The organism is Trichococcus sp. (assembly GCF_049589555.1).
In the GTDB taxonomy this organism is placed as follows: domain Bacteria; phylum Bacillota; class Bacilli; order Lactobacillales; family Aerococcaceae; genus Trichococcus.
The window spans coordinates 1-24,448 of sequence record NZ_JBAWAZ010000153.1 but is presented as its reverse complement, the minus strand read 5'-3'; the positions used below and the strand labels follow the sequence as shown (position 1 = coordinate 24,448).

19 protein-coding genes and 1 pseudogene are annotated in these 24,448 nt (G+C 47.5%); 4 read left to right on the top strand and 16 right to left on the bottom strand.

Annotation, left to right across the window (positions count from 1 at the left end):
- Positions 1-383 (bottom strand): annotated as a pseudogene (locus WBV27_RS06095) (oxaloacetate decarboxylase subunit alpha); the annotation flags it as partial.
- Positions 384-912: 529 nt separating this feature from the next.
- Between WBV27_RS06095 and WBV27_RS06090 the strand changes: the two are divergent.
- Positions 913-1,326, top strand: a complete 414-nt coding sequence (locus tag WBV27_RS06090; protein ID WP_424200333.1) for a cupin domain-containing protein — start codon at positions 913-915, stop codon at positions 1,324-1,326.
- 394 nt (positions 1,327-1,720) lie between these two features.
- Here the strand turns inward: WBV27_RS06090 and WBV27_RS06085 are convergent, their stop codons facing one another.
- The 4 genes from WBV27_RS06085 to WBV27_RS06070 all read right to left on the bottom strand — a co-directional run bounded on the left by WBV27_RS06085 (position 1,721) and on the right by WBV27_RS06070 (position 7,663).
- Positions 1,721-2,980, bottom strand: coding sequence for an MFS transporter (locus tag WBV27_RS06085; protein WP_424200331.1), 1,260 nt, complete (start codon positions 2,978-2,980; stop codon positions 1,721-1,723).
- A gap of 265 nt (positions 2,981-3,245) precedes the next feature.
- Positions 3,246-4,670, bottom strand: coding sequence for an allantoinase AllB (allB, locus tag WBV27_RS06080; protein ID WP_424200329.1), 1,425 nt, complete (start codon positions 4,668-4,670; stop codon positions 3,246-3,248).
- Positions 4,671-4,733: 63 nt separating this feature from the next.
- Positions 4,734-6,191, bottom strand: a complete 1,458-nt coding sequence (gene allW, locus WBV27_RS06075; RefSeq protein WP_424200335.1) for an allantoin permease — start codon at positions 6,189-6,191, stop codon at positions 4,734-4,736.
- 260 nt (positions 6,192-6,451) lie between these two features.
- On the bottom strand, positions 6,452-7,663 hold the full coding sequence (locus tag WBV27_RS06070) for a pyridoxal-phosphate-dependent aminotransferase family protein (protein ID WP_424200327.1): 1,212 nt from the start codon (positions 7,661-7,663) through the stop codon (positions 6,452-6,454).
- Between the two features lie 176 nt (positions 7,664-7,839).
- On the opposite strand from WBV27_RS06070, the gene WBV27_RS06065 reads away from it, so the two are divergent.
- A complete protein-coding gene (locus WBV27_RS06065; protein WP_424200325.1) occupies positions 7,840-9,471 on the top strand; it encodes a PucR family transcriptional regulator in 1,632 nt (543 codons plus the stop codon).
- 274 nt (positions 9,472-9,745) lie between these two features.
- On the opposite strand, the gene arcC is transcribed toward WBV27_RS06065, so the two are convergent.
- Genes arcC through allC form a run of 7 tightly spaced genes read right to left on the bottom strand, consistent with a single transcriptional unit; the run spans position 9,746 to position 17,835 of the window.
- The gene (gene arcC / locus WBV27_RS06060; protein WP_424200323.1) at positions 9,746-10,687 is read right to left on the bottom strand and encodes a carbamate kinase; all 942 of its coding nucleotides are present in this window, start codon (positions 10,685-10,687) and stop codon (positions 9,746-9,748) included.
- Positions 10,660-11,559: a DUF2877 domain-containing protein gene (locus tag WBV27_RS06055; RefSeq protein WP_424200321.1), complete on the bottom strand. Its 900-nt coding sequence runs from the start codon at positions 11,557-11,559 to the stop codon at positions 10,660-10,662. The genes arcC and WBV27_RS06055 overlap by 28 nt, the downstream gene beginning before the upstream one ends.
- Positions 11,560-11,577: 18 nt before the next feature.
- Positions 11,578-12,843: a DUF1116 domain-containing protein gene (locus tag WBV27_RS06050; protein WP_424200319.1), complete on the bottom strand. Its 1,266-nt coding sequence runs from the start codon at positions 12,841-12,843 to the stop codon at positions 11,578-11,580.
- A 16-nt stretch (positions 12,844-12,859) separates the two neighbouring features.
- Positions 12,860-14,632 carry an acyl-CoA synthetase FdrA gene (fdrA, locus tag WBV27_RS06045; RefSeq protein ID WP_424200317.1) on the bottom strand — a complete coding sequence of 591 codons (1,773 nt, stop codon included), beginning with the start codon at positions 14,630-14,632 and terminating at the stop codon, positions 12,860-12,862.
- A 58-nt stretch (positions 14,633-14,690) separates the two neighbouring features.
- A complete protein-coding gene (gene allD, locus WBV27_RS06040; protein ID WP_424200315.1) occupies positions 14,691-15,773 on the bottom strand; it encodes an ureidoglycolate dehydrogenase in 1,083 nt (360 codons plus the stop codon).
- A gap of 18 nt (positions 15,774-15,791) precedes the next feature.
- Positions 15,792-16,577 (bottom strand): (S)-ureidoglycine aminohydrolase, encoded by a 786-nt coding sequence (allE, locus tag WBV27_RS06035; RefSeq protein WP_424200313.1) that lies wholly within the window; start codon positions 16,575-16,577, stop codon positions 15,792-15,794.
- 31 nt (positions 16,578-16,608) lie between these two features.
- Positions 16,609-17,835, bottom strand: a complete 1,227-nt coding sequence (gene allC, locus WBV27_RS06030; RefSeq protein WP_424200311.1) for an allantoate deiminase — start codon at positions 17,833-17,835, stop codon at positions 16,609-16,611.
- A gap of 168 nt (positions 17,836-18,003) precedes the next feature.
- Here allC and WBV27_RS06025 point away from each other — a divergent pair, with 168 nt between their 5' ends.
- On the top strand, positions 18,004-18,876 hold the full coding sequence (locus WBV27_RS06025) for an alpha/beta hydrolase (protein ID WP_424200309.1): 873 nt from the start codon (positions 18,004-18,006) through the stop codon (positions 18,874-18,876).
- A 64-nt stretch (positions 18,877-18,940) separates the two neighbouring features.
- Here the strand turns inward: WBV27_RS06025 and WBV27_RS06020 are convergent, their stop codons facing one another.
- The 4 genes from WBV27_RS06020 to WBV27_RS06005 form a co-directional block, all read right to left on the bottom strand.
- A complete protein-coding gene (locus tag WBV27_RS06020; protein ID WP_424200307.1) occupies positions 18,941-20,197 on the bottom strand; it encodes a glycerate kinase type-2 family protein in 1,257 nt (418 codons plus the stop codon).
- Positions 20,198-20,234: 37 nt separating this feature from the next.
- Positions 20,235-21,191, bottom strand: a complete 957-nt coding sequence (locus WBV27_RS06015) for a D-2-hydroxyacid dehydrogenase (protein ID WP_424200305.1) — start codon at positions 21,189-21,191, stop codon at positions 20,235-20,237.
- A gap of 17 nt (positions 21,192-21,208) precedes the next feature.
- Positions 21,209-22,120: a sugar phosphate isomerase/epimerase family protein gene (locus WBV27_RS06010; RefSeq protein WP_424200303.1), complete on the bottom strand. Its 912-nt coding sequence runs from the start codon at positions 22,118-22,120 to the stop codon at positions 21,209-21,211.
- Between the two features lie 113 nt (positions 22,121-22,233).
- Entirely contained in the window at positions 22,234-23,901 is a 1,668-nt protein-coding gene (locus WBV27_RS06005) for a thiamine pyrophosphate-dependent enzyme (protein WP_424200301.1), read from the bottom strand.
- Positions 23,902-24,095: 194 nt separating this feature from the next.
- On the opposite strand from WBV27_RS06005, the gene WBV27_RS06000 reads away from it, so the two are divergent.
- A partial coding sequence (locus WBV27_RS06000) for an IclR family transcriptional regulator (RefSeq protein WP_424200299.1) occupies positions 24,096-24,448 on the top strand: 353 nt, incomplete at its 3' end.

The following is a 24,448-nucleotide window of genomic DNA, read 5'->3' as shown; positions in this document are numbered from 1 at the left end:
GTATAACAGATCGTCAGTTGTGCATGGGCGCCATATTTCTTGACGGCTTCCAATGATGCTCTCAAGTTTCTTGTATCATTCAAGGCATCAAAAATCCGAAAAATATCAATGCCGTTTTCTACGGCTTTGCCGATAAAACGATCCACGATATCATCCGCATAGTGGCGGTAGCCGATCAGGTTCTGTCCCCGAAGCAGCATCTGCAGCTTCGCATGCGGAGCGCGCTTGCGGATTTGCCGCAGTCTTTCCCACGGATCTTCGTGCAGAAAACGGATAGCCGCATCATAGGTTGCCCCGCCCCAGCATTCGAGCGCGTAATACCCGGCTTCATCCATTTTCTCCACAATAGGGAGCATGTCGTCCGTAGACATGCGTGTTGCCATCAAGCTTTGATGCGCATCACGCAGAACGGTTTCAGTAAAAAGCACTTTCTTTCCTTTTTCCAATCTAATCACATCCATTCTTTTCTTTGGTGCCCGTGTCAGGAAATCCTTTTGTGATATTTTTAGCCTTTTTCTTGGACGTTTCCCTTCCTTCATCATGAAACGCTACAAAACAACTTCACCTGTGTAAGCGTTTTCCATAAGATTATCTTACACTAAATTGACTAATAATTCAATCTGAAGATAAAAATTAGTAGTAATAAAAGCGAGTCAATCTAGCTTAAGCAAAGGAAAAGTTTGTGTTTTTGTCCATCTATGCCGAATTCTGCAGCAAATTATAAATAATCAACAAGCAATGTCAGAAACTTTTGTGCATAATAGCTAATTTATTTTATTTTTTATGAAAACCCTTCATTGTTAGCGCTTTACCTGCTTGTTATACTTAGGTCAGATTTAACTTGTGATTATCTGATCAAACGGGAATTGATTCAGTTATCCCAATACACACAATAGACAAGGAGCGATTGACATGGAAACAAGAGGAAGTATTTCTGAAATGGAAGCGGTTGAGGTGATGGCGTCAAGCCCATCACAAATCAATGAACGGTTATTTAAACTGGATGAGGTTGTTCAGTTCGATTCCGCAGCCGGCAAAAAGACGATTTTTTATGAAACGGACAAAATGGCTCTTGCGGTATGGTGCCTGGAACCTGGTCAGAAAGTTGTGAATCACTCGCACTCCAATGCCGACGACATCTGGATCTGCACGGAAGGGACCGGAACATTTTATCCAGGTTACGGCGAAGCCGTGGAAATCACAAAAGGGGACATCATTTACTCCGAGCCTGGCCAACAACACGGAATGGTCAACACGGGTACGGAAAGATTTGTATTTATCGGTATAGCTGGACCCATGCCAATGGATTTCATTTCTCATGAATAATAGCCAAAACTAGCTGAAATGATTAAAAAGGTTCCAAACACCACAACTTGGTGATTGGAACCTTTTTTTGAGTATTTCGGTGGTGTTGAGGCTTCCCGGCTGCTGATACCTGCTTAAATAAGAAAAGCTGAACGGGTTCGTTCAGCCCTGAAAGAAATTTAGGAAATTGGGTCGACTGAGCATCGTAGAGCGCAATAGACCCAATTTATCTAATTTCCGAAGGGCTAACCCGTGAAGCTGGCCAAACTTTTGGGATGCGCGGAACAGGTTGCTATCCTGTGAAAAACCTGTGGTGATGCACTTTTGATTCCAAAACAAGTTATACTTTCCTACCCAACAAAAAAGTCTGCAGCAGCGAAAAAATTCTCGCACCGCAGACTTTTCTGTTCTGACTTTAAGCTTTCTTTTTTCTTCCGTTCACGAAGTAGAAAATCGCTGTCCCCACAAAGATGATGATGACGGACAAATAGAAAGCATACACTTTTGATCCAGTCGCATCGGAGATGGCCCCGGTAAGCGACGGAACGATTACCGAGGAGCTCATCCCGAAGAAGTTAAAGAATCCAAGCGTAGTAGCAATACCCCGCTTTGGTGCATGCTCGCCCAACCAGGAAATGATGATCGGTTCAACCGCCAGTTTTCCGAAGAAACCATAGGAGATCAGTCCGACCATCAACAAAAATTGATTCGGTGCCTGCACTGCCAGGAACAGCATGATGGCTGCGACGATTTCCAAAAAGATGATCAAATTGATTTTTTTATGACTGAATTTATCCGCGATCCGGCTGAAGAACAAGGCGCCCGGGATAGCCGCGAAAAACACCATCGATGAAGCCAGACCGATTGTTGCGCCCTCAAAGCCCCGTTCAGTCGACAGGAAGTTCGGCAGCCACGTGTCCGTCAGATAATAAGCGTAGCAAGTGGCAAAATAAAGACAGTAGGCGCCCAACATCTGCGGACGCATCAGCGCCTTGAATGACGTTTTTTCTTGCGGCATTTCCGTGATCATTTTCGTTTGCAACACGATCGCTTCATTCTCTTTATTGCCTTTGATGAATTTCCAGAAGATGAAAACCATCGTGATGATCAGGAAGAACGTGAAGAACAGCATGTATTGCCAAGGCAAGCCCATTTGTGCGACGAAGTAACTGGAAGAGATCATACCGATTCCGCTGCCGACTGCCGTACCGCTGTTCACGATCGCCGTCGCCAAGCTTTTTCTGGAACTCGGTACATGCTCTGCAGTCAGAGAGTAGGCCACACCGTAATAGGTTCCGCACCCGACGCCCGCCAACACGCTTCCGATATAAACAACAGGCAAAGTCTGCGCCATGCCCACAACCAGTGTCCCCAATCCGAACAGTAGGAAGCCCGGAATCAGGATGGTCTTCTTGCCGAAACGATCCACCAACAGACCGGAAGGGATCTGCATCAAAACGTAACCCAAGAAATAAAAACTGGAGATGGATCCGAGTTGGGAATCCGATGCCCCCCCGAAATAAGCGCTGATTTCCGGATAAATGGGTGCCAATGCGGTGCGATAGACCCAAATCGCTATCCAGCCCGCCGTCATGACATAAATGATCTGTTTCCAGTATTCCGTTCTTTTCGCTGATACTACTTCTACTTCTTTTGTTGCTTCCGTCTCACTCATATGATTCTCCTCCATAACTTATTAGTGTATCTCCTGATTATGGGCACGACTTCCAAGATACTTCCCCAAACAGAACGGTAAGCCCTTCCATTCCCTTTCTGACTGTTTCCATTATAAGCATTTTGGGACAGACTAACCCTGTACATTCCATACAATAATGTGCGCTATTTTGTTTAGAGTGACTAAGCGGGTGACGCATCCGGAACTCTTAACAATGCCAAAAAGGAGGATTCAGGTTTACGCCTGAATCCTCCTTTTTGTTGTCTTATTTGACGGAGACGAATGCTTCTGAACGGGTATCCGAACTGTAGGTCGTTTCGCCATTGACGAAGACGAATTCTCCCGGACGGGTATCCGAAACGCCATCTTCCAGACTGTAGACAGTCTCGCCGCGCAGAATCGTTCTTGCTACTTGCGCTCCGATTTCACGTCCGACGTACGGGCTAATTTTGTTCTTGTACTCCAGATCTTCTGTTTGTAAGGTATAAGGCGCATTCGGTTTGATCAGCACGATGTCAGCATCCTTGCCGATCGCGATGTGGCCTTTTGAACTTAAGTTGAAGCGTTCTGCCGGATTTGCAGCGATGATGTCGGCAAACAGTCTTAGGGACATGCCGCGTTTCTGAACGCCTTCATCAAACAACACATCCACGTTGTTCTGAACGCCGGCGATTCCGCCCCAAGCTTCAAAGGCATTCTCTTTATCCTTCAGATCAGGTGTGCATGGAGAGTGATCGGAAGTCACGAAGGCGATTTCGCCAGCCAATAATTTTTCCCACATGCCGTTTTGGTTTTCTTTGTCACGGATTGGAGGAGAGCACTTAACGATCGGTCCGATTTCATCTAATTCGGAAGTATCGAAGTACAGATAGTGCGTACAAGTTTCGCAAGTAACGTCAACGCCTTCATTGCGGGCTCTGGTCACTTCTTCTACGCCTTCAGGGCAAGCTACGTGGCAAATATGGATGCGGCAGCCTGTTTCTTTTGCGAACAGGATAGCGCGTCTGATCGGTTCCACTTCCGTGAAGACAGGACGGCTCGCTACATAAGCTTTCAGCGTTGTTTCGCCGTTTTTGTAGGCGATTTCGCCCAATTTGTCTGTGATTGTCGCATTTTCAGCATGGATCGCCAACACTTTGCCGGTTTTCGCGATTTGTCTCATACCTTCATACAAAGTGTAGTCATCCGCATTCATGAAGTCGCCTTCGATCGAACGGTCGCCGCAGGTAGCCATGAAGCATTTATAGGCTGCAACGCCGCCTTCATCCAATTCCTGGATGCCGCCTTCGATGTTGAAAGGAACCAATCCGCCGAATGAAGCCACATCTGCCGTCAATTTGTTTTGACCAGCATCCACTTTAATTTGCAATGTTTTGGCATCGACTGTAGCCGGAACTTGGTTCAAAGGCATTTCCATGAAGGAAGTTACACCGCCTTTGGCACAAGCTTTTGTTCCTGTCAGATAGCCTTCCCAGTCGTCGCGGTAGCTGCCGCCGGGATCTGTGATATGCACATGCGCATCCACCATGCCAGGGCTGACAACAAGGCCTTTAGCATCGATGACTTCAGCTGCGTCACCCAAGTTGCTTCCGATAGCTGCTATTTTACCATCTTTGATGGCTACATCTGTTTCAATTTCACCATTATCCAGGATAACCAAACCATTTTTGATCAGTAAATCGTAACTCATACTTTTTCCTCCTAATAATAAATGATTTATATTAATATTTTTGAAACCAAAAGTTGGATGAAACTATTTTTTGCCTTTTTTCAACATCAGATAGATCCCGAAAGCCAAGGCAGCTCCGATCAGCCAAGACAGATTAGAGATCATCTGCAGGGCAGGGATGACCTGTCCGCTCACGGAAATCAGCAAAGCCGCGATTGTTGCGATGTAGGCTTCTATATTTATGCCCTTATACGGATTTTGCGAATTATCTTTGCTGAAATCCATGTATAAAGCATCTATATCGATTTTCTGTTTCTTGACGAAATAATAGTGCGCCAACATGACACCCGCTACAGGACCTAAAACAGCGCCAATAATATTCAGGAAAGCGAAAATACTCGCAGAGTTTTCCATCAATTTCCATGGCATGATGACATAACTGATGACGGATGCGATCAGAACGCCCTTCTTGTAATCGACAGATTTAGGGAACAAAGCTGACAATTGATACGCGGCCGGAATGATGTTACCGGTTGCATTTGTCGAGACGGTTGTCATCAGGAATACGACTACAGCCAATGCCGCAGCAGGGACGCTTTCCCACTTGTTCACGATGTTCAGCACGTTCCATTCCTGTACTCCAAAGTGGATGGATCCGCCGATCAAAATGGCGACACTGGATAAGGCGAAAATCAAGTATGCAACCAAAAGGCTGGCAGTTTGTCCGATCGACTGGTCGCGCGTTGAAGTGGCATTTTGCGTAAAATCGGATACGCTTGCCCCTGGAGCGGCCCAAACGGAAATGACGGAATTGATGATGATGAAATAGGCCAGTAAAGGCGCATATCCTTGAACACTGTCACCGGATGGCGTATAGGCCAAAATATTGCCCATGCCGCCGCCCACTCTGATCGCCCAGATGGCCATGCCGCCGAAAACGATGTAGATCAGCGGATTCAGGATGGCAGTGAATTTGTTCAAAACTCCTCCTCCGCCAAGACCGATCAGCACGTTGATTGCCCAGAAAATAGTAAAGGTGATCAGGCCCGGAAGATCGATTCCGAAGAAATTGAAATCTCCACCGATATTCAAAAAGCCCGGCCAGAACTTGCTTATCAAAATCAGCAAAGCCAATGACCCCGCATAATTCTGAAGTCCGAACCATGCGATGGCTGCTACTCCGCCTCTCAAAAATCCAGGAAGTTTGGCTCCCAGATCCCCATAGGTTGAACGCAAGTGCATCGCAAACGGTATCCCGTATTTCGATCCCGCTCTGCCGTTGAAGACCATAAAGGCACTGACTGCCAAAGAACTGACGATAAGAGCTAACATAACATTGATCGGCGACAGACCCAGAAACAGGAATCCCCCAACAGCCGTATAATTCGGAATATTATGAACCGATCCCATCCAAAGTGTGAAATAGTTCTTTGCGTTCATATTCCTTTTTTCCGCCGTTTTTGGAACGACGTCTTCATTATAACCGCGTTTCTTTAATTCTTCGACTTGTGCATCACTGACAAAAAGATCAGTTTCTTGCATTTTCACTTCCTCATTGCTTGCTTGCATGTAATAACCCTCCCAATCTTTGTAATCGCTATCAATCATTGATAAGCTTATTGTACATGGGCTGTAAAACGTTTACATCGGAAGAGATGTACAAAGTGATTTTTGTGCTTGTGCACAACAGACAACGTTTTTTTTTGGAGTGTACTGGCCTCTCCTGATTTCCAAAAAATGGAAGGAACAACCCAGGTGGATTTCTTTTCCTGATCGTTCCTTCAATTAGTATTGGAACTTGTCTATTTTTGGTTATATTCGCGCAGTGCCGCTAAAACGGCTTCCCCACGATTGATGTCTGCGCCATGGAACAAGAGTGCCGCTTCGAATGCAGCCAGCACGTGCAATACATTTTCCTTACGGCTGCTGAATCCCATATTCCCGATTCTCCAGACTTTCCCTTGCAATGGACCGAATGAAGAAGCGATTTCGACACCGAAATCGTGCAGCAAAGTATTGCGTACCGCATCGCCGTCGACACCTTCAGGAATCAGGATGGGCGTAACAGTCGGCATTTTCGTTGTGCGGTCGCCGAAAATGGCCAAGCCCATCGCTTCTATACCAGCCTGAATGGCGCGGTCATTTTGGCTATGACGCTCATAACCGTTCTCGATGCCTTCCAGGATCATCATCCGTAACCCTTCGTGCAGTGCATAGATCATGCTGGTTGCCTCGGTATGGTGGTTGATGCGTTCTTTGTTCCAATAGCGTTGCAGTTGGCTCAAGTCCAAGTAGTTGCTGCTGATGTGGCGGTCATTGCGGAAATCTTTGCTCAGTCCCAGTTCTTTCTGATAACGTGCTGTCAAAACCTTCTCCACGCGGTCGTTATAGGTAATCAAAGACAACCCGGATGGCACGCTGACGCATTTTTGGGTACCTGCAATGGCGATATCAATGCCCCATTCATCCACCTTCACGGGTGCTCCACCATAAGTGGCGACTGTATCAACGACAAAAAACACGTCGTTGTCTTGGCAGAATTTTCCGATTTTTTCTAGCGGCTGCATCTGGCCATTCGCTGTTTCCCCATGGACGAGTGCGACTATTTTAGGGTTAACCCTTTTGATTTCTGCGATGATCGCATCTTGTTCAAAGACACTGTCCCAGTCTTTTTCCAAGTATGTCACTTGCGCTTTCGCGCGTTCACAGATTTCGCCCAACAAGTACGCAAATCGTCCGTATGCCGGAATCAGCACTTTATCACCGGGTTCAATCAGTCCGATAAGCGCAGCTTCCAGGCCCGAACGTGATGTGCCATCAATGGCAAAAGCCTGCTCATTTTTTGTTCCGAACGGTATTTTGATCATTTCTTTCACTTCATCCATAATGGCTAAAAATGCGGGATCGAACTGCCCCAAAATAGGCGTGCCCATGACACGAAGCACATTAGGATGCGCTTCCACAGGACCGGGTGTCATGATGGTGCGTATGGGTGTGATGATTTCATTGAACATAGATATTCCTCCAGGTTGATTAGTGGTCTAATAATTTACTTACATCCTACCACTCTCGCCAAAAATGTCATTGTTCGTTATGAACAAAATAATATGAAATTTGTAGATTATGCCCAAATTAATGCTTGATGGTGATGGCGGTTTCATTTAAAATAAAGCCACTAGGAGGGTTTTTAATGACTACAATGAAAGAACTGTTGGATTTGCCCCGCTTCTCCGATCTCAAAGTGCTCAATGCCGGAGCAGATCTGTCTCATGCAGTGACAAGCATAGAAATATCCGAAACGCCCGACGTTGCTTTTTACATACCAAAGGATGTTTTTTTGCTGACGACTGCCATGAGCTACAAAAATGACCAACAAGGATTGATCCCTTTGATCGATTCGTTGATGCGCGTGAACGCTGCCGGACTGGGGATAAAAGTCGGCCGCTTCCTGCCGGAAATCGATCCGGCCATCATCAATTACGCCAATTCGGTCCGCTTCCCTTTGGTCCAAATCCCAAGTACGACACCACTAGGGACACTATCCCACCAAATGCTCAATTACTTGTGGAACCAAAAAACGGAACAGATGAGCTATGCTTTGGATATCCAGAAACGCTTCTCGAACCTGCTGATGAACGACGCAAGCATCGCGCGCTTCATATCAGATTTTGGCAAAATGATCAAAACCCCTGTCATCCTGCTGAATCCTTTCAGGCAAGTGATCGCCCATTCCAAGCATTTTACCCAATCCAGCAAGCCTGCAGAATATTATGTCGGGCAAGTCCATGAGAAGAAGCCGCAGCTTTCCGAGGAAACAACGGATTCTTTTCTGATAACCGATATGGACAGCCAAGAAATGCAGGTTTCCATCTACCCGATCCGAGCGAACAATTATTTCCCATACTACCTGATCATTTTGAGGCCGGAACAGATCCCTTATCCCGTATCTGAATTTGCGGTTGATCAGGCCTCCATGGTACTGTCGTTCGTTATCTACAAAAATCTGAAAGTGGAGGAATCCAAGCAGGACATCCGCAGTGACTACTTCAAACAATTGATAGAGAATCAGCAAGCTCCAACACTCAAGCAAAAGAATTGGCTCGACCTGGGCCAAAGCTTCGGTATCGTCAATTCCCATCATTACCAAGTGATTTACATCAATTGCCGGAATGAAAAGAATTCAGTCTTCAAAGATAAGTTGAGCCGGGAAAAAATCCAATTGGTCTACCAATGGCTTACGGATGCGTTGGCATTCCACTTCCGTGATGCCTTGCTTTTCCCGATGAAAAACACAAACCACCTGCTGCTTTTGCTGCAATCCAAAAATGAGGCGATCGATGATATCCTGCGGACAACCGCAGAGGAACTCGAAAGGGTCCTGCCGATTTCCTTGGCGTTCTCCTATGGCCATCCTTATGAAAAAATCGACATGATCGCCAACTCCTACATCGAAGCCAAAATAGCTTTCGATGAAGGCTTCGCCAAAGATCCACAGCCGCGCATCAGCTACTACCGCCCGCAAGGCATGCTCAGCCTGTTCGAACGGATGCAGACGGACGAAATCAAATATTTCTGCCAGTCGGTACTCCACGAATTGGCCTATCCTGAAGAGGATGCCATGATCGAATTGCGCCGGACGCTGAAGACCTATCTTGACTACCAATGCGAAATCACGCGCACCTCAAAAGCGATGTTCATTCACCGCAACACAGTCAAGTACAGAATCAACCATTGCGAAGAGATACTCGGAACACCGATCGATGACCCAAATTTCAGCCTAAACCTAAGACTAGCCCTGGAACTATCCCACGACGACGAATAGAGTGTGATGAATCCCGCTCTAGAAATCGAGCACTAAGAGGACTAACACAAAGAGGACGCTTTTTGTCCTCGTGTGGTAGTCAGCTTAGGCACAGATTTCTGGGATTCAGAACGCGTTTGCGTAGAGTGTGACAAATCCCGTGGGGCTGTTCTGTTCAGATTGCTGTACTTCAGCCCGCCAAAAGCTTTTTGGCGGGTTATTTCGCTGCGCCTGCCGCACAACAAAAACAGGAGGCAGCCTCGGAATGAGACAACCCCCTGTTACATTTACTTATTCAAATGTTGACGATGCGCGTACCCGCAAAACCGGATAAAGCTTCAGCCGCTTGGTCCAATGAACAGATGATGGCTTTTTTGCCTTGCATTGCAAAGTCGATGGCAGCTTCCATTTTTGGTCCCATGCTGCCGTCAGCGAACTGGCCCTCATCAAAATACTGTTTTGCTTTCAGAACGGAAATCTCTTCAAGCTTTTCTTGGTTCTGTTTTCCGTAATTGATGTAGACGTTGCTGACGTCGGTCAACATCATGAAGACATCGGCATCCAGTTGTTCAGCCAACTTCTTGCCTGTGCGATCTTTATCGATAACAGCTTCTATCCCTGATATTTGGCCGATTTTATTGCGGACTACCGGGATGCCGCCGCCGCCGCCTGCGATGACGATCGTATTTTGTTTCAATAGCTTCAGAATAGACTCCACGCCATGGATTTTCTGCGGCTGAGGGGAAGGGACAACCCTGCGGTAGCCTCTTCCTGCATCTTCCATCATGACCCAACCTCTCTCTTCCGACAACCGATCAGCTTCTTCTTCAGAATAGAAGACACCGATTGGTTTCGTTGGATTTTCGAACGCAGGATCATCGGGCGATACCTCCGTTTGCGTCAGTAAAGTCAATACGCCGCTTGTCAATTCTTCCTCATTCAAAACATTTTTTATGGATTGTTCCATCATATAGCCGATGAATCCTTGTGATTCTGCGCTGCAGACATCCAATGGCATCTGTGGTACGACATCCTTTGCTTCCTCATTTTGGCGCAGAATGTTCCCGACCTGCGGACCGTTTCCGTGCGTCACCACGATTTCATAATCTAATTTTTCTATTTTTGCAATCAGCTCCGCACTCATCTTGATGTTGTGCATCTGATTATCGAACGTCGCTTCTTGGTTCGGGCGCAAAATCGCATTCCCGCCTAAAGCGATGACAACTCTTTTTGCCATTGATTGTATCCCCCTTCAAATCTGTTCCACACCAACAGGGCACCCGTAAGGCCTGTCAACATATCCATTCCGGATGTATGGCCGATAGCCATTATATGCTTGATGCATTCTTCTATGGCTTTTTCTTCACTTTCCTGCCGCAAAACATGCAGCAAACGATGGATGGGTTCGTTGTAAAGACCATCCAGAGCGCACGCCAGATAATGTTCACTTACTGTTGTAGTCGGCTTCGGAGTTTGCGATAAACGCTTCCTGATGAGGCCTTCCGTATCCGCCGGGAGCATCCCCAGAAGCTGATCGGCTGCCAAAGCACCCACCAGAAGATCGTCACCGGACGGCGTCAACCCTTTGCCTCTGCCGATGAAGTAGCTTATCGCCTCGGTTCTTTTGCCCGCGTCACCCGAATACAGCCGCAGGATATGATTGCCTTCCGGGGTGTTTGCTAAAAATGAATCCCGCGTCAAGTCAGCCATCATGAAGTCAAAACCGTTCAATTTTTTGATTTTCGCCATCGATGCCACATAATGTCGCAAGCTTCGTGGATGCAAACCTTGTTCCGTTGCATAGCGGGACTGATAATGCGGTGTCCCATCAACAACAATGGTGCATCCGTCGAAAATCAGCCTGCCGTCCGAGATGGAAACGGGTTGGCCGGGTTGAACGGTTCCGACCAGTTTCCCCAACATGTCATCGGGAAGATACAGTGCTTTCGGCAACCGCGGTGAGGCAGTACCTGCTATCAGCATCAGATTTTCCTGATCAGCGCTTTGAATATTCAAACTTTTATTGAATAGGCTATGGACGCGCCAAGTGCTCTTATTTTGCAGCGTGTCCGTCAAGCGTTCATCATGGTAAGCTGCCTTTATGAACACTGCGACCATCCTCCTTTGTTATTCCTGGAAACCCAATTTTTTGGCGTACGCCAATACAGCTTTTTCGAAACATTCAATCGGTGGATGCACCGTTCCCGCTCCGATTTGGCCCAAACCAGCTTTCTTGTTGGCGATACCGGTATTGATGACCGGGGTGATGCCTGTTTCAACGACCTTGCGGGCATCGATACCAAGGCAGATGCCTTGGAAATCCCATGTCGGTACGGAGAAATTCGGATTTTGGTCGATACAGATTTCGCGCATTTCATTGCTTGTCTGTAGCGCATCCTGGAATCCGCCGCTGCCTACAAAGCGCGTAACTGCAGGCGCTGCAATCATCGCCATACCACCTACACCGAATGTCTCAGTGATGGCACTGTCGCCCATATCCGGAGCCGCATCGTCTTCACTGAACCCTGAGAAATAAAGCCCTTGCGGGGTGTTGACCGGTCCTGTGAACCATTCGTCACCCATTCCGGCGATACGAATACCGAATTCATAGCCATTGCGGCACATCGCGGTGACGATTGTACCCTCTTGGATCGTCCTTGCGCCATCCAGGACAGCTTTGGCTGCTGCCATCATGATGTTCAGGAAGAATTGGTCCGTGTCCGCCAGGAATTGCATGACCTGTTCTTTTTCTTGTTGATCCATGTCCAGCCCGACAATGATAGGCGCCATTTCCTTCAAAAAGGCCAAGGATGCAGCGATATTTCTTTGGTGGAATTCATCTCCCATCGCGATCGCTTTGGCGACCAGCACGTTCACGTTCAGCCCGCCTGTTTTTGTCTGTAGCGCTTTGCTCAGTGTTGGACCCAGGACATCGCGCATCCAGCGCAAACGGGTGATTACTTCATCGGAATAGGCACCGAAACGCAGCACTGCACCGATTCCTTCATTCATCGTACAAAAAGCGCGGTTCCCATCCGTTCTGTTTTCCACGATCAGGACCGCCATGTTTGCTGAAGTGATTCCGCCCATCGGACCGACCGCATTGACATGATGACAAGGGATCAAGGTAACCTCTCCGGATTCCAATAACTTTCTGGCATCCGCTTCGTTTTCGGCCCAGCCTTCAAAAAGTGCCGCCCCCACGCAAGCCCCTTGGATCGGATCGACCATTTGCTCATATTTGATGGGTGGTCCTGCATGCAGCAGGACTTTCCCTTCGTTAAATTCTTTGATCACTGATTTTGCTGGTACAACATCCACTAAGAAAGGGGATCCAGCGACAATTTTAGCAGCTACTGCTTGATTAGCTTCATCAATCGTTTGATAATGCATCCTTGTTTCTCCTCCCTTATATGCTATCTGTTTGTTCATTTTGATAATTGTTCAAGTAATACAAAGCTTTCTGCAGGGTGACATTGCCTCCTGCAATCGGACGCCAATCGAATTGCGTCGCTTTCCCACCGTTTTCACGGATGGTATCGGAGAAACTGCGCAGACCAATATTCAAAAATTCTTTCGCATGCAGAAGCTCCAGCATGGCTTGTGAAGGCGCTAATTCTTCTGTGAATGCAGGGGCATCGATTTCTTTCAGGTTCTTTTTGTTGTCTTGGATTTGGATGCCCAGCATCGCCAAAGCCGTGCGAACCGCTTGGTTGTTGCTCATCCGGATAATGACTCCAGCATCTTCCAATATTTTTTGCTGGGCTTGACCGTCTTGAGGATCAGCGTCAGTCCCTACGATCGTCGCAACGAACGCAAGCTCTCTGCCTGCCGAAGCGGCTTTCGCTTTCGCTTCCTTGATGGCTGGAACCAATTCGCTGGCCATATCCATGTGCGAGCCGTAGCCCAAAACAATATCCAACAAAATGATGGCTGTTTCAGCATCATCAGCGGCTTGTCTGATCATTTCGATGCGTTTTTCAGGATCGATCATTGGGTGCGGTTTTCCTTGCGTATAAATATCGTCCCCCAGATCCAGGACTTCATAGCCTTCATTTTTAAGGATGTATCCTTCTTTCTTCTCGGCGTCCCCGGTCAAATTAAGGCCATCTTTGATCAGCATGGCCGCCTCATTGGCCAGCGTACCACCAGAATAATAACCCTTGATATATTTTTGATCAGCAGAGAACTTGAGGGCAGGCACTTCGATAACCTCGGTATCGGAACTGATGATTTCTTTGTTCACTAATTTTACAGCCAGTTCAGCCGCTTCCTCCAATGTATAGGCATGGTAAAGATCAGGTTCGTGATAGGTCGGTTTTTCGCCCAGGAAGATGGTTACAGCCGGCTTGGAAATCTTTCTCAATAAAGCCAGAACCCTGTCCCTGACGCTGGCTGCCGGTGGTTTGGAGATGACGACGATCACTTCCGTGTTCGGATCCTGCTCCAAAGTGACGATACCATCCATCAATGTGATGCCGCCGATAGCTTCCTTCAGGTCGCGTCCGCCGGTTCCGATCGCAGTCGTTACACCGCCTCCCAGTTTATGGATAAGCGTGGAGACTTCCTGGATGCCTGTACCGGAAGCACCGACGATGCCGATTTTTCCGGGTCTGATGACATTGGTGAACGCCAACGGGATGCCGTTGATGATTCCGGTTCCGCAATCCGGCCCCATCAACAGCAGACCTTTTTCATGCGCCTTCATTTTCAAGCGTTTCTCATCTTCGACCGAAACATTATCGCTGAAACAGAAGACATGTTTGCCAGCGTCCAATGCGCGCTCGATTTCAAGTGCTGCATGGGTTCCAGGGATGGAAAAGAGCGCTACTTGAGCATCTTTCGCCATTTCCAAGGCTTTGTCCCAAGTGCGGGCAGTTTCTTCCACTGAAGCGCCGCTGTTTCCTTTGGCCTGTTCCTCCAGAAAAAGATCGATTTCTTCCATGACTGTAGCGATGACTGCTTCATCCTCCACTTCCAGGACGACAGCCATATCATTCGACGATGCTTTCTCCAGTTCCGGCGTGTACAGCCCTCCCGTTTTGAAGATGTCTTTATTGGCAGGCGTACCCATCATGATGGAAACTTTTGTGACTCCTGCAACCGTGTTGATTTTATTCGTCAACAGCATCAAGACGATGGAATCCTGGTAGCTATTTGATTTGATGATTGTGTGTAACATTGATTGCCTCTCTTCCCCGGTTTCCCGTTTCTTTTTAAGTGCTTCTGTCTAGTTTTAATTACGCAAAAGCTCCCTTGCCGCCGTATTGGTCAAAATGAATCAGATCACTTTTCAGATAAGCGTAAATGCTCTCCTCGACAGGGATGCCTTTTTCCTGATGCTTTTCATAGTTCAATTGGTTGATTTCGCCTGGATAATAGACTTGACTGAAACCCGCTGCCGGTTTGACTTCATGCAATTCCGCCACGGTCGTCTCGATTTTCTCTTTGAAACTGTCTATATCCGTGAATTTTTTTGGATCGATGATGATATATAATTGCCCTAGGTTGCGTCCTTCAGAAATTTGGTCATACATGGAGGAAACATGCTTCCCGAAAGGCAGCCCCAATAAAACGCCTGATAAAATATCTATCATCATCATCAGTCCGTATCCTTTTGGACCGGAAATTGGCAACAGTCCATGCACGTCGTGTGGATTTGTTGTCGGTTTTCCTTCTTTATCAACTGCCCAAGTATCCGGTATGGCTTTATTTTTTGCACGGGCATCGAGGATTTTCCCCCAAGCCTGTACAGTCGTTGCCATATCGAAGACAATCGGTGGTCCATTTTTCCTTGGCGCCGAAAAGGCAATCGGATTTGTTCCATAATAAATTTCTGAACCTCCAAAAGGAACAACCATCGGATCGGATTGGCACATGGCAATCGCGATCAGGTCCTGCTCAGCCGCCTGTTTCACATAATAGGACAGGGCGCCGCTGTGGCTCATTCTGGAAATGCCCACCACCGCTACACCAGCCTCCTTTGCCATGGCGATCGCTTCCTTCAGGCCTAGGTTCGCTACATACTGACCGATTCCGTTATCGCCATGAAAAATCCCAGTGCTTTCTCCTGTCTTTTCGAAAGAAACATCGGGAGCAAGCGTCACCCCACCCTTGGAAATCCTCTCAGCATAATAATCTACGCGAACGGCACCATGGGAATGGATTCCGGAAGAATCCGCAAACACTAAGTGGTTGGCGACCTCATTTGCTTGCTCAGGATGCAGTCCTGCTCCCTCTAATTTATTTTTGATCAGTCGATGAAGTTCATCAGGCATTACAGTAACTAATTTCGCCTCAACTTCTATTCCTGTGCCTTCCATTTGTTATGCTCCTTGTCCTCAAATTTTAGGATCGCGGTTACAGTCCTTCGAATAGACGTAACGCAATGGCTCACCTCTACCGACTGCGTATGCGGCTTGCGGCACATAGGCACCCATGAAGATATAATCGCCTTTCTCTACAGGCATCCAGTCATTATCCAAGTTGTACATACCTTGACCCGACAGGATGTACGCTCCGTGTTCCTGTACATGGGTTTCGATATAGCCATGGCTAGCGCCCGGTTCGAACGAAAGGATATGGAAATTCATGTCAAAACCAATATCAGTCGGCAACAGATCCCACAACAAGACATCTTTCATCCCTTCATATTCGGTAGGAACCAAGTCATTGATGTTGCCCACGACTTTATGCGCTCCATGGCCTTCCAAAGGTTCATAGCGTTTTTTGTAAAGGAAGATTTCCGTAGCCTCTTCCTGGTTGTTTTCCAGATGCATCAACACGCCAGCCGGCAAGTAGGCGTAACCGCCAGTCTCCAATTCATGGCTCTCCGTTCCGTCGCTGATCTTCAATTTTCCGTCAACGACGTAAACAAAGGTTTCTACGCCCTCAGCTCCGAAGCCTTGCACATTTTTGCCGCCGGACTTCATCGAAATGATGTAATCCACAAAGCTGGCTCCCAATTTTTGTGAAGCCAAAATCGTGACCTCGCAATTTTCAAATCCGGGAACGACGTTTTTCACCAATCCATCATGTGGGATCAACGCGTAATTTGCTCTCTTGATAACGGCTCTTGATTCCAACAGTCCGTCTCTGTAACCTGTTTGATTGTTCTTATAACCCATCCTTCTATCCACCCTATCCGTTTGATATTTTCTATTTGTATGCTAACTCGTAAAGCGCACTTGCCATCATCTTGACGCCTTCCACCAAATCTTCCAACTTCGTTGCTTCAGCCGGATTGTGGCTGATGCCCCCGATGCTCGGAACAAAGATCATGGCAGTCGGATAATGAGGTGCGATGATTTGGGAATCGTGTCCGGCCCCGCTATGCATCACGCGGTATTTCATATGTGCTTTTTTAGCGGCTTCTTCGAGAATTGAGACGATGTTTGCATCCATAGGAACAGGCGTTTCGTCCATCCATAAGTCGATGGTCGCTTCGATATCCATTTCTTTCGCGATTTCATTGATGCGTTGCTCCAGTTTTTGGGTGAAATCAATCAGCACGTTACTGTCTGTATGACGACAGTCGATTGTGAACAGAACTTCTCCCGGCACTACATTCACCGTATTCGGTTTCGGTTCGACTTTTCCGAAGGTCAACACCAACGGATCACCGATCGCTCTTGCCTTTTCGATCGACTCAGCACAAATCCGGCTGAAGGCATAGACCGCATCACGGCGATAACCCATCGGCGTCGTACCCGCATGGTTCGCTTGCCCTTTCAGAACGACAGTGTAACGGCGCTGGCCAGCGATGCTGTTGACGACACCGATTTGCAGCCCCTCGTTTTCAAGGACATTCCCTTGTTCGATATGCAGTTCCACGAAGGCTTTGATGTCTTCTCTTCGCTTCTGTTCGCCTTTCTTGAAGTCGAATCCGGCTTGGCGCATCGCATCCACAAATCGGATGCCTTCAAAGTCGCTGATTGCCTCGACGTCCTCTATTTTGGCTTCATTCACGAAGTTTTTGCTCCCCCAGAACACAGTAGGGAAACGGCTGCCCTCTTCCTCGGCCATCGAGATGACTTCCATTGAACGTAAAGGTTGTCCATAGGTTTCTTTTAAGTAAGCCATGGCAACATAAGCTGCTATCACTCCGAATTGGCCATCCAAGTTTCCGCCATTGATGACGGTATCTATATGGGAACCGGACATGATTGTTTCATCCGGATATTCCGAACCTTCCATTCTTCCGAAAAGATTCCCGATTTCATCAAAATGGGTTTCCATTCCGATTTCTTCCAGCTTGTTTTTGACGGCATTCTGAGCTTCCAACCAAGAATCGGAGTAAAGCAAGCGCGTCATACCGCCCGTCGGATCGCTGCCGATACCCGATAATAAATCAACATTCTCTTGAATAGTCTTAAACCAGTCCATTTTTCCGTTTCCTCCTCCGAAATATCATACTCATATTGTAAGCGCTTCTGGACCGCTTATCATTAACATAATAGACAAAAACAGATATATTTTTGTGCTATATGTACACATCGTACCATTTTAAAAGAGGATGATTATGCTAAAGTAAAAAGGAACTAAGCGAAAGGAATGATGGAAAGAATGAATGGTTCAACCGAGACTTACTTTGTATATAATGGTCTGCCGCTGCAGGCGACTTTTTATCCCGCTGCGACAGAATCCCCTAAACCGTTGACACTCCTCTACTTGCATGGGGGAGGGCTGGTATTCGGAGATCGCAATGACCTTCCCGATACATATAAAAAGATGCTGTCGGATGTCGGCTATTCGCTGCTGACAATTGATTATCCGCTGGCACCGGAAGCCCAATTGCCCGAAATGATGCTTTGCCTGCAACAAGCCTTGGTTTGGTTCAGAGAGGAAGGAAAAAAATTGTTCAACTTGGGGTCGGCGGATTATGTGCTTTTCGGCCGTTCAGCCGGCGCCTATCTGGCTTTTCTGTTGGCAGCCCGCTCGGTGGAACCCCTTATGAAAGGACTGGCCAGTTTTTATGGTTATTATTCGCTGGAGGATCCTTCCTTCCGGTTGCCGAACGCACACTACAACACATTCCCTAAGATGCCTGCTGCGTATCTGAAACAGCTGATCCAAAAGCAGCCCCTTGCTGTGGGCGCAGTAGCGGAAAGATTTCCTTTATACCTCCATGCCCGTCAGTCCGGAAAATGGGTCCCGCTGTTCCTTGAGGACAAATCAAAAACAACAGCCTTCAATCTGACCGCAGAAGAGCTGCAATCATTGCCCCCAACTTTTCTTACAGCCAGCACGGCAGATAATGACGTGCCTTATCGGTTCACCCAACAAGCCGCTCAATTGATACCTGCTGCTTCCCTGCATCCTGTCTTGGGAATGCCCCACGACTTCGATGCTAATCTGTCAAAACCCACCGGCCGACGCATATATCAGCAATTGATCCGCTGGCTTGATGGATTGTGCGATGAATAAAACAGAAAAAGAAGGTACGGGAAAAATTTCCGTACCTTCTTTTTCTGTTTTGTGACTGCCTTTTTCAGGCAGGTGTTTTCTCGATCAGCAGAATGATCAGATCATTGACGTTTGTACCGGTAGGACCGGTAACGATCAGATCTCCGCTGCTTGCGAGGGCTCTATTGGAATCATTGTTCGCCAACAAACCTTCGACATCCGCATAGCTTCTCCGCATGCGCGCTAAACTAGCGCCATCAACCAATCCTCCCGCCGCATCTGTAGGTCCATCCGTTCCGTCCGATCCGACCGATGCCAAAACCACTTGTGGCAATCCGGAAATCTGAAAAGCCGCAGCCAGCGCCAACTCCTGGTTCCTTCCACCCAATCCATCCCCTTTGATTGTGACAATAGGCTCACCGCCGGCGATGATGGCACACGGAAGCTGCGCATCTTCTTGCCCGGAGACAATCTTTCTGGCGAGTTGACCAAGACGCTCCCCTATCGCAGCAGCTTCCTCTTCAAGGGCTGTCGATAACACGCAAGTATGGTATCCACGCGACTGGGCGTGCGTTACCGCTTCGCGACACAAAATATCCACACTCCCGATCAGCGTATTCTTTACGTTATCCAAGGACTTGGGTGTTTCCCTCAGTAAGGCTGCCCGAGCTTTTTCCGACAATTTCAAATCGTATTTCTCGACAATTCTCTGAGCCTCTGCGCTCGTCGAAAAATCGGGATAGGCCGGACCGGATGCGATCGTGTCCAACCGATCCCCCAAAACATCGGACAGGATAATAGCATGTATTTGACGAGGAGAACACAACTGGGCAAATTGGCCGCCCTTCACTTCCGAGAGATGCTTACGGATCGTGTTGATTTCGATGATGTTCGCGCCGCTGCTCAAAAGCTGCTTGTTGATATCTTCCAATTCATCCAAGGAAATCTGATCCCGCGTTTTTTCGAACAAGGCGGATCCGCCGCCGGAAATCAAAAAAAGAATCGTATCTTCTTCCGGGATCGCGGATACATAACGCAGAATCTCAGTTGTTGCATCGATGGATGCCTGGTCCGGTATCGGATGCCCGGCTTCAAAAATGGTCACCCGTTCGATTTCTCCAAGGGAATGTCCGTATTTCGTCAAGGCCATCCCGCCTTTGAATTGCTCGCCCAGACAATCCGCAGCCGCCTTCGTCATGCGCCAAGCCGCTTTTCCGATCGCGATGATATGGATGTCACCAGCTATATCCATGTTACTCAAGGCATTTATGACCGCCTTATCCGGTAATACCGCCTGGATCGATTGATTTATGATATACGTTGCATCATCTCTCAGTTTCATATCTGTTCTCCTTCTCAATCATTGCAAATTCAGTTCATCAAGAAACACGATTCACTGGCTTCCCTTCCAAAAATGCTTCAACATTATCAATCGCAATATCCAACAAGCGCTGTCTGGCTTCAATCGGCGCCCAGGCGATATGCGGTGTGATCAGGCAATTTTTCGCGGTGAATAATGGATTTTCTTCAGTCACTGGTTCCGTCGAAACGACATCCACTGCCGCTCCATGCAGCTTGCCGGCATTCAGAGCCGCTGCCAAGTCTTCCTCGACGATCAACGGTCCGCGAGACGTGTTGATCAAAATTGCGCTTTGCTTCATTTTTGCCAATGCGGCAGCATTGATAATCCCTTCCGTTTCAGGGAACAGCGGACAGTGAAGAGAGATAACATCCGCGTTATGAAGCAGTTCATCCAATTCGACAAGCGTGGTATGCTCATTTTCCAAATTTTTATCAGCAAAGTGGTCATATGCCAGCACGTCCATCCCGAATGCGATCGCGATTTTTGCCACGGCCTGGCCGATCCGGCCGAAGCCTATGATGCCCATCTTCTTGCCGGCTAATTCGATCAGCGGATAGTCCCAGAAGCAGAAATCCCCTGATTCCTGCCAACGGCCTTGTTTGACCGCTTTGTCGTGCTCGCCTACATGGTGGCAGACTTCCAGCAGCAATGCGAAAGTGAATTGGGCCACTGATGCGGTCCCGTAAGTCGGAATATTCGTCACAGTGATGCCGTGCTCTTTTGCCGCCACAGTATCCACAACATTGTATCCCGTCGCCAAAACACCGACATAGCGGATATTCGGACAAGCTGCGAAAATTTCAGCCGTCAAAGGTGTTTTGTTCGTGAATACGATCGAGGCATCCCCGATGCGCGAGATGACTTCCTCTTTAGGCGTGCGATCATAGATGGCGCATTCCCCTAACTTTTCCAGACGTTCCCAGGAAAGATCTCCCGGATTCAACGTATATCCATCCAATACAACTATCTTCATTTCTTTTCCCCCTTGTGTCATAACAGGCTCCAGGCACGATTCAATGTCCGTTTGGCGTTTGCGATGACGATATCCGGATCTTCATCCTGCCACGGTTTCACTTCGAAGGATAGCACCGGCGGATTGACACTGTCAAAGAATCCCTCTGCTTGCAGAACCCTCAAAAAGTCCAATAATTCCGGAACATCATTTGCGCTGTTTGGGAAACCAAAGCGTGGATGCGTATCCCCGAATGCCTCCGCGCCCTCTTTAACGACACCATTGCCCATGTGCAGGTGAGTAATGTAAGGCTTCGTGACCTGGATTGCATATTTAGATGTTTCATGTGTCTGCGGAATATGCGACAGATCCATCATCAACCCGAAATTCTCCACCAAACTGCGCATCTCCGCAGCAAATGTGGCTGCATACGGCGCCGGGCCGATCAACGATTTCTTATCGAGGTCATAATCAAAGACCTCCAGCGTGATCGTCATATCCTTCTTGGCTGCGTACTCGCAGATCGTCTTTGTCGTCTTGACCAATTGACGGAAAGCTTCTTCCTTTGTAGCCTCTTCATATTTTCCGGAAAGGAACGCGATTCCTTTTGCGCCGAGGTATTCCGCTTCATCGATCGAATCGATCAGAATGGCTTCCGCCTTCAGCCGTTCTGTTTCGTCGATGGCATTCGGATTCAATCCGGCCGTCAATAACCGCGGTTGGGCCCCGTAACAGACTTTCATGTGGCTGGAATCCAGCATTTTTTTGATTGCCGCACGGTCTTCATCCTTTTCGATATGCGAAACCTCGATGGCGTCAAAGTAATCATCAATAACTATTTTTTTTACGGTTTCTACGATGTTCCCTTGATCCTTCCATTTCATCGCCTGTGGATAGGCCATGAAATGGATCAGTCCGATCTGCAGATATTTATTCATTGGTTCTATCATGGTTTTCCCTGCCTTCACTGTTTTTATTGCCTGCTTATTTACCGATAAAGATGGCAGCATTCCCGATTGCGGCGTTTCGCAAACAAGCGTGCTGCCTCCTTTCTTTAATCGATTTATACGAATTCTCTTACGGCTGTGATGCTTGCTCCCATTGAGCAATCTGTTGCTTCTTCACATACGATATCGATAACGTAAGGTCTGTTCGATGCATAAGCGCGTTCCAGCGCTGGTTTGATGTCCTCCGGATTGAAGACACGCTCTGCTTCGCAGCCGAAGCCTTCCGCTACCTTAACATAATCCATCAAGCCTTGATTTTCTGCCATATGGACTGCGTATTCGAAATCATAGCCATAATTTTGGTTTTGGCGGATCAGTCCCAAGTAGGCATTGTTGACGATGACTACGACCAACGGAATATCATTGACCGCCGCAACAGCAATCTCCTCAACCATGAATGTGAACCCGAAGTCGCCCAAAACGGAAACGGTTTTGATTCCCGGTGCTCCAACAGAAGCTCCAATTGCGCCTGGAATATCAAACCCTAAAGTACCTGCACCGCCTGATGGTAAGTATTTTCTTGGACGATTGATTTCCTGCAGTTGACCTGACCAGATTTGCGTCAATCCGCAACCGGTCGTGTACATTACTTCATCACCGAACACTTCATTCATCTCTTTGAATACACGATGCGGTTTGATCGGTCTGCTGTCATAGTCGGTTTTCCGTTTCAGATCGATGCTTAACTGCGGCAATTCCGATACAAGCCCTTTCGCTCCAAACGTTCCCATTTGTTTCGCTTCAGCCATCAACGCTTCAATCGCCATTTTTGCATCCGCTACGATGCCGATTTCAGCCGGGATGATTTTGCCGATTTGGCTCGGTTCGATGTCGATGTGAATGAATTTGCGGCCTTGCGAATACACTTTGATGTCGCCGGTGTGGCGGTCAGTGAAGCGGCAACCGATTCCCAATACGACATCCGCTTCGCTCAAAACTTTGTTTCCAAGAGGGCCTCCGACTTGAATACCGGCATGGCCTGCATTCAATGGATGATTGACCGGGATGCCGCCTTTCGCCATGTAGGTAGTGATGACCGGCAACTGCAGCATTTCAGCCAGTTCAATGCATTCGCTTGTTGCTTCGGAAAGGATGACACCCCCGCCCATGATCATGACCGGCGTTTTAGCTTCTGAAATCAATTGCAGAGCCGCTTTTATTTTGTCTGTTTCCGGAGCCGGTCTTTCGATTTCATAAGGGATATAGCTGTCGATGTCAAAATCGATTTCAGCCATCTGCACATCCAACGGCAAATCAATCAGAATCGGACCTGGTTTGCCTTCGCGTGCAATCCGGAAGCCTTCGCGGAAAATCTCGACGGTATCATTAGGATCCATGACACACCAAGCGCCTTTTGCGATCGGTTTAGCGATCGACACGATATCAACTGATTGAAAAGCATCCTTGTTCAACTGCGATCTTACGGATTGTCCTGTCAATGCCAAAAACGGAATGGAATCGATGTTCGCAGTATAGATGCCTGTGACGAAATTGGTCGCGCCAGGGCCGGCTGTACAAGTAGCCATTGCCATTTTTCCGCTGGAACGGTAATAGCCATCTGCTGCGTGGGTGCAAGCTTCTTCATGTCTCATGACCATATGTTTAATCGAATCGGATTTCTCTAAATATTTGTATACTGGGTTGATGCCAGCGCCTGGGATTCCGAAAACGTCTTCAATTCCTTCTTTTTCCAAAATTTGTACAATCGCTTCTGCTACTAACATATCGTTCCCTCCAAGTTATTTCACTCTGTGAAATAGGTTTTTGTTTTTGTGTAACCACAGTTTAGCAGAGCTATTTTTCGCTGTCAACAACTTTTGAAATTTAATTTCTCTTAGTGAAATTAAAATTGAGTAATTATGTGGGATATGGTAAACTACAATCAAGAGAAAACCTTTTACGAAGGGGGATGAACAATGTGATCGAAAAAAAAGTCAAAAAAAATCAATCCGTCGAAAAAGTACTGCAGATCATCGAATTACTGGTGTCTCAAGGCGGTGAAATGCGGTTGCAGGACATCGCTGACCAAGTGAATTCACCCAGCAGCACCGTATTGCGTTATTTAAGCACGTTGAGTTCCTTCGGCTATGTTTACCAAAATGCCGACTCATCCAAATATGCACTTACCTTGAAATTGGCCCAACTGGGTAGCCTAGTGAGCGGACAATATGATATCCGTAACTTGGTCCATGACGATTTGGTCGCGCTATCGAAAGAATTCCAGGAATCTTCCTGTTTGGCTATCGAAGAAGATCATGAAGTGGTTTACAT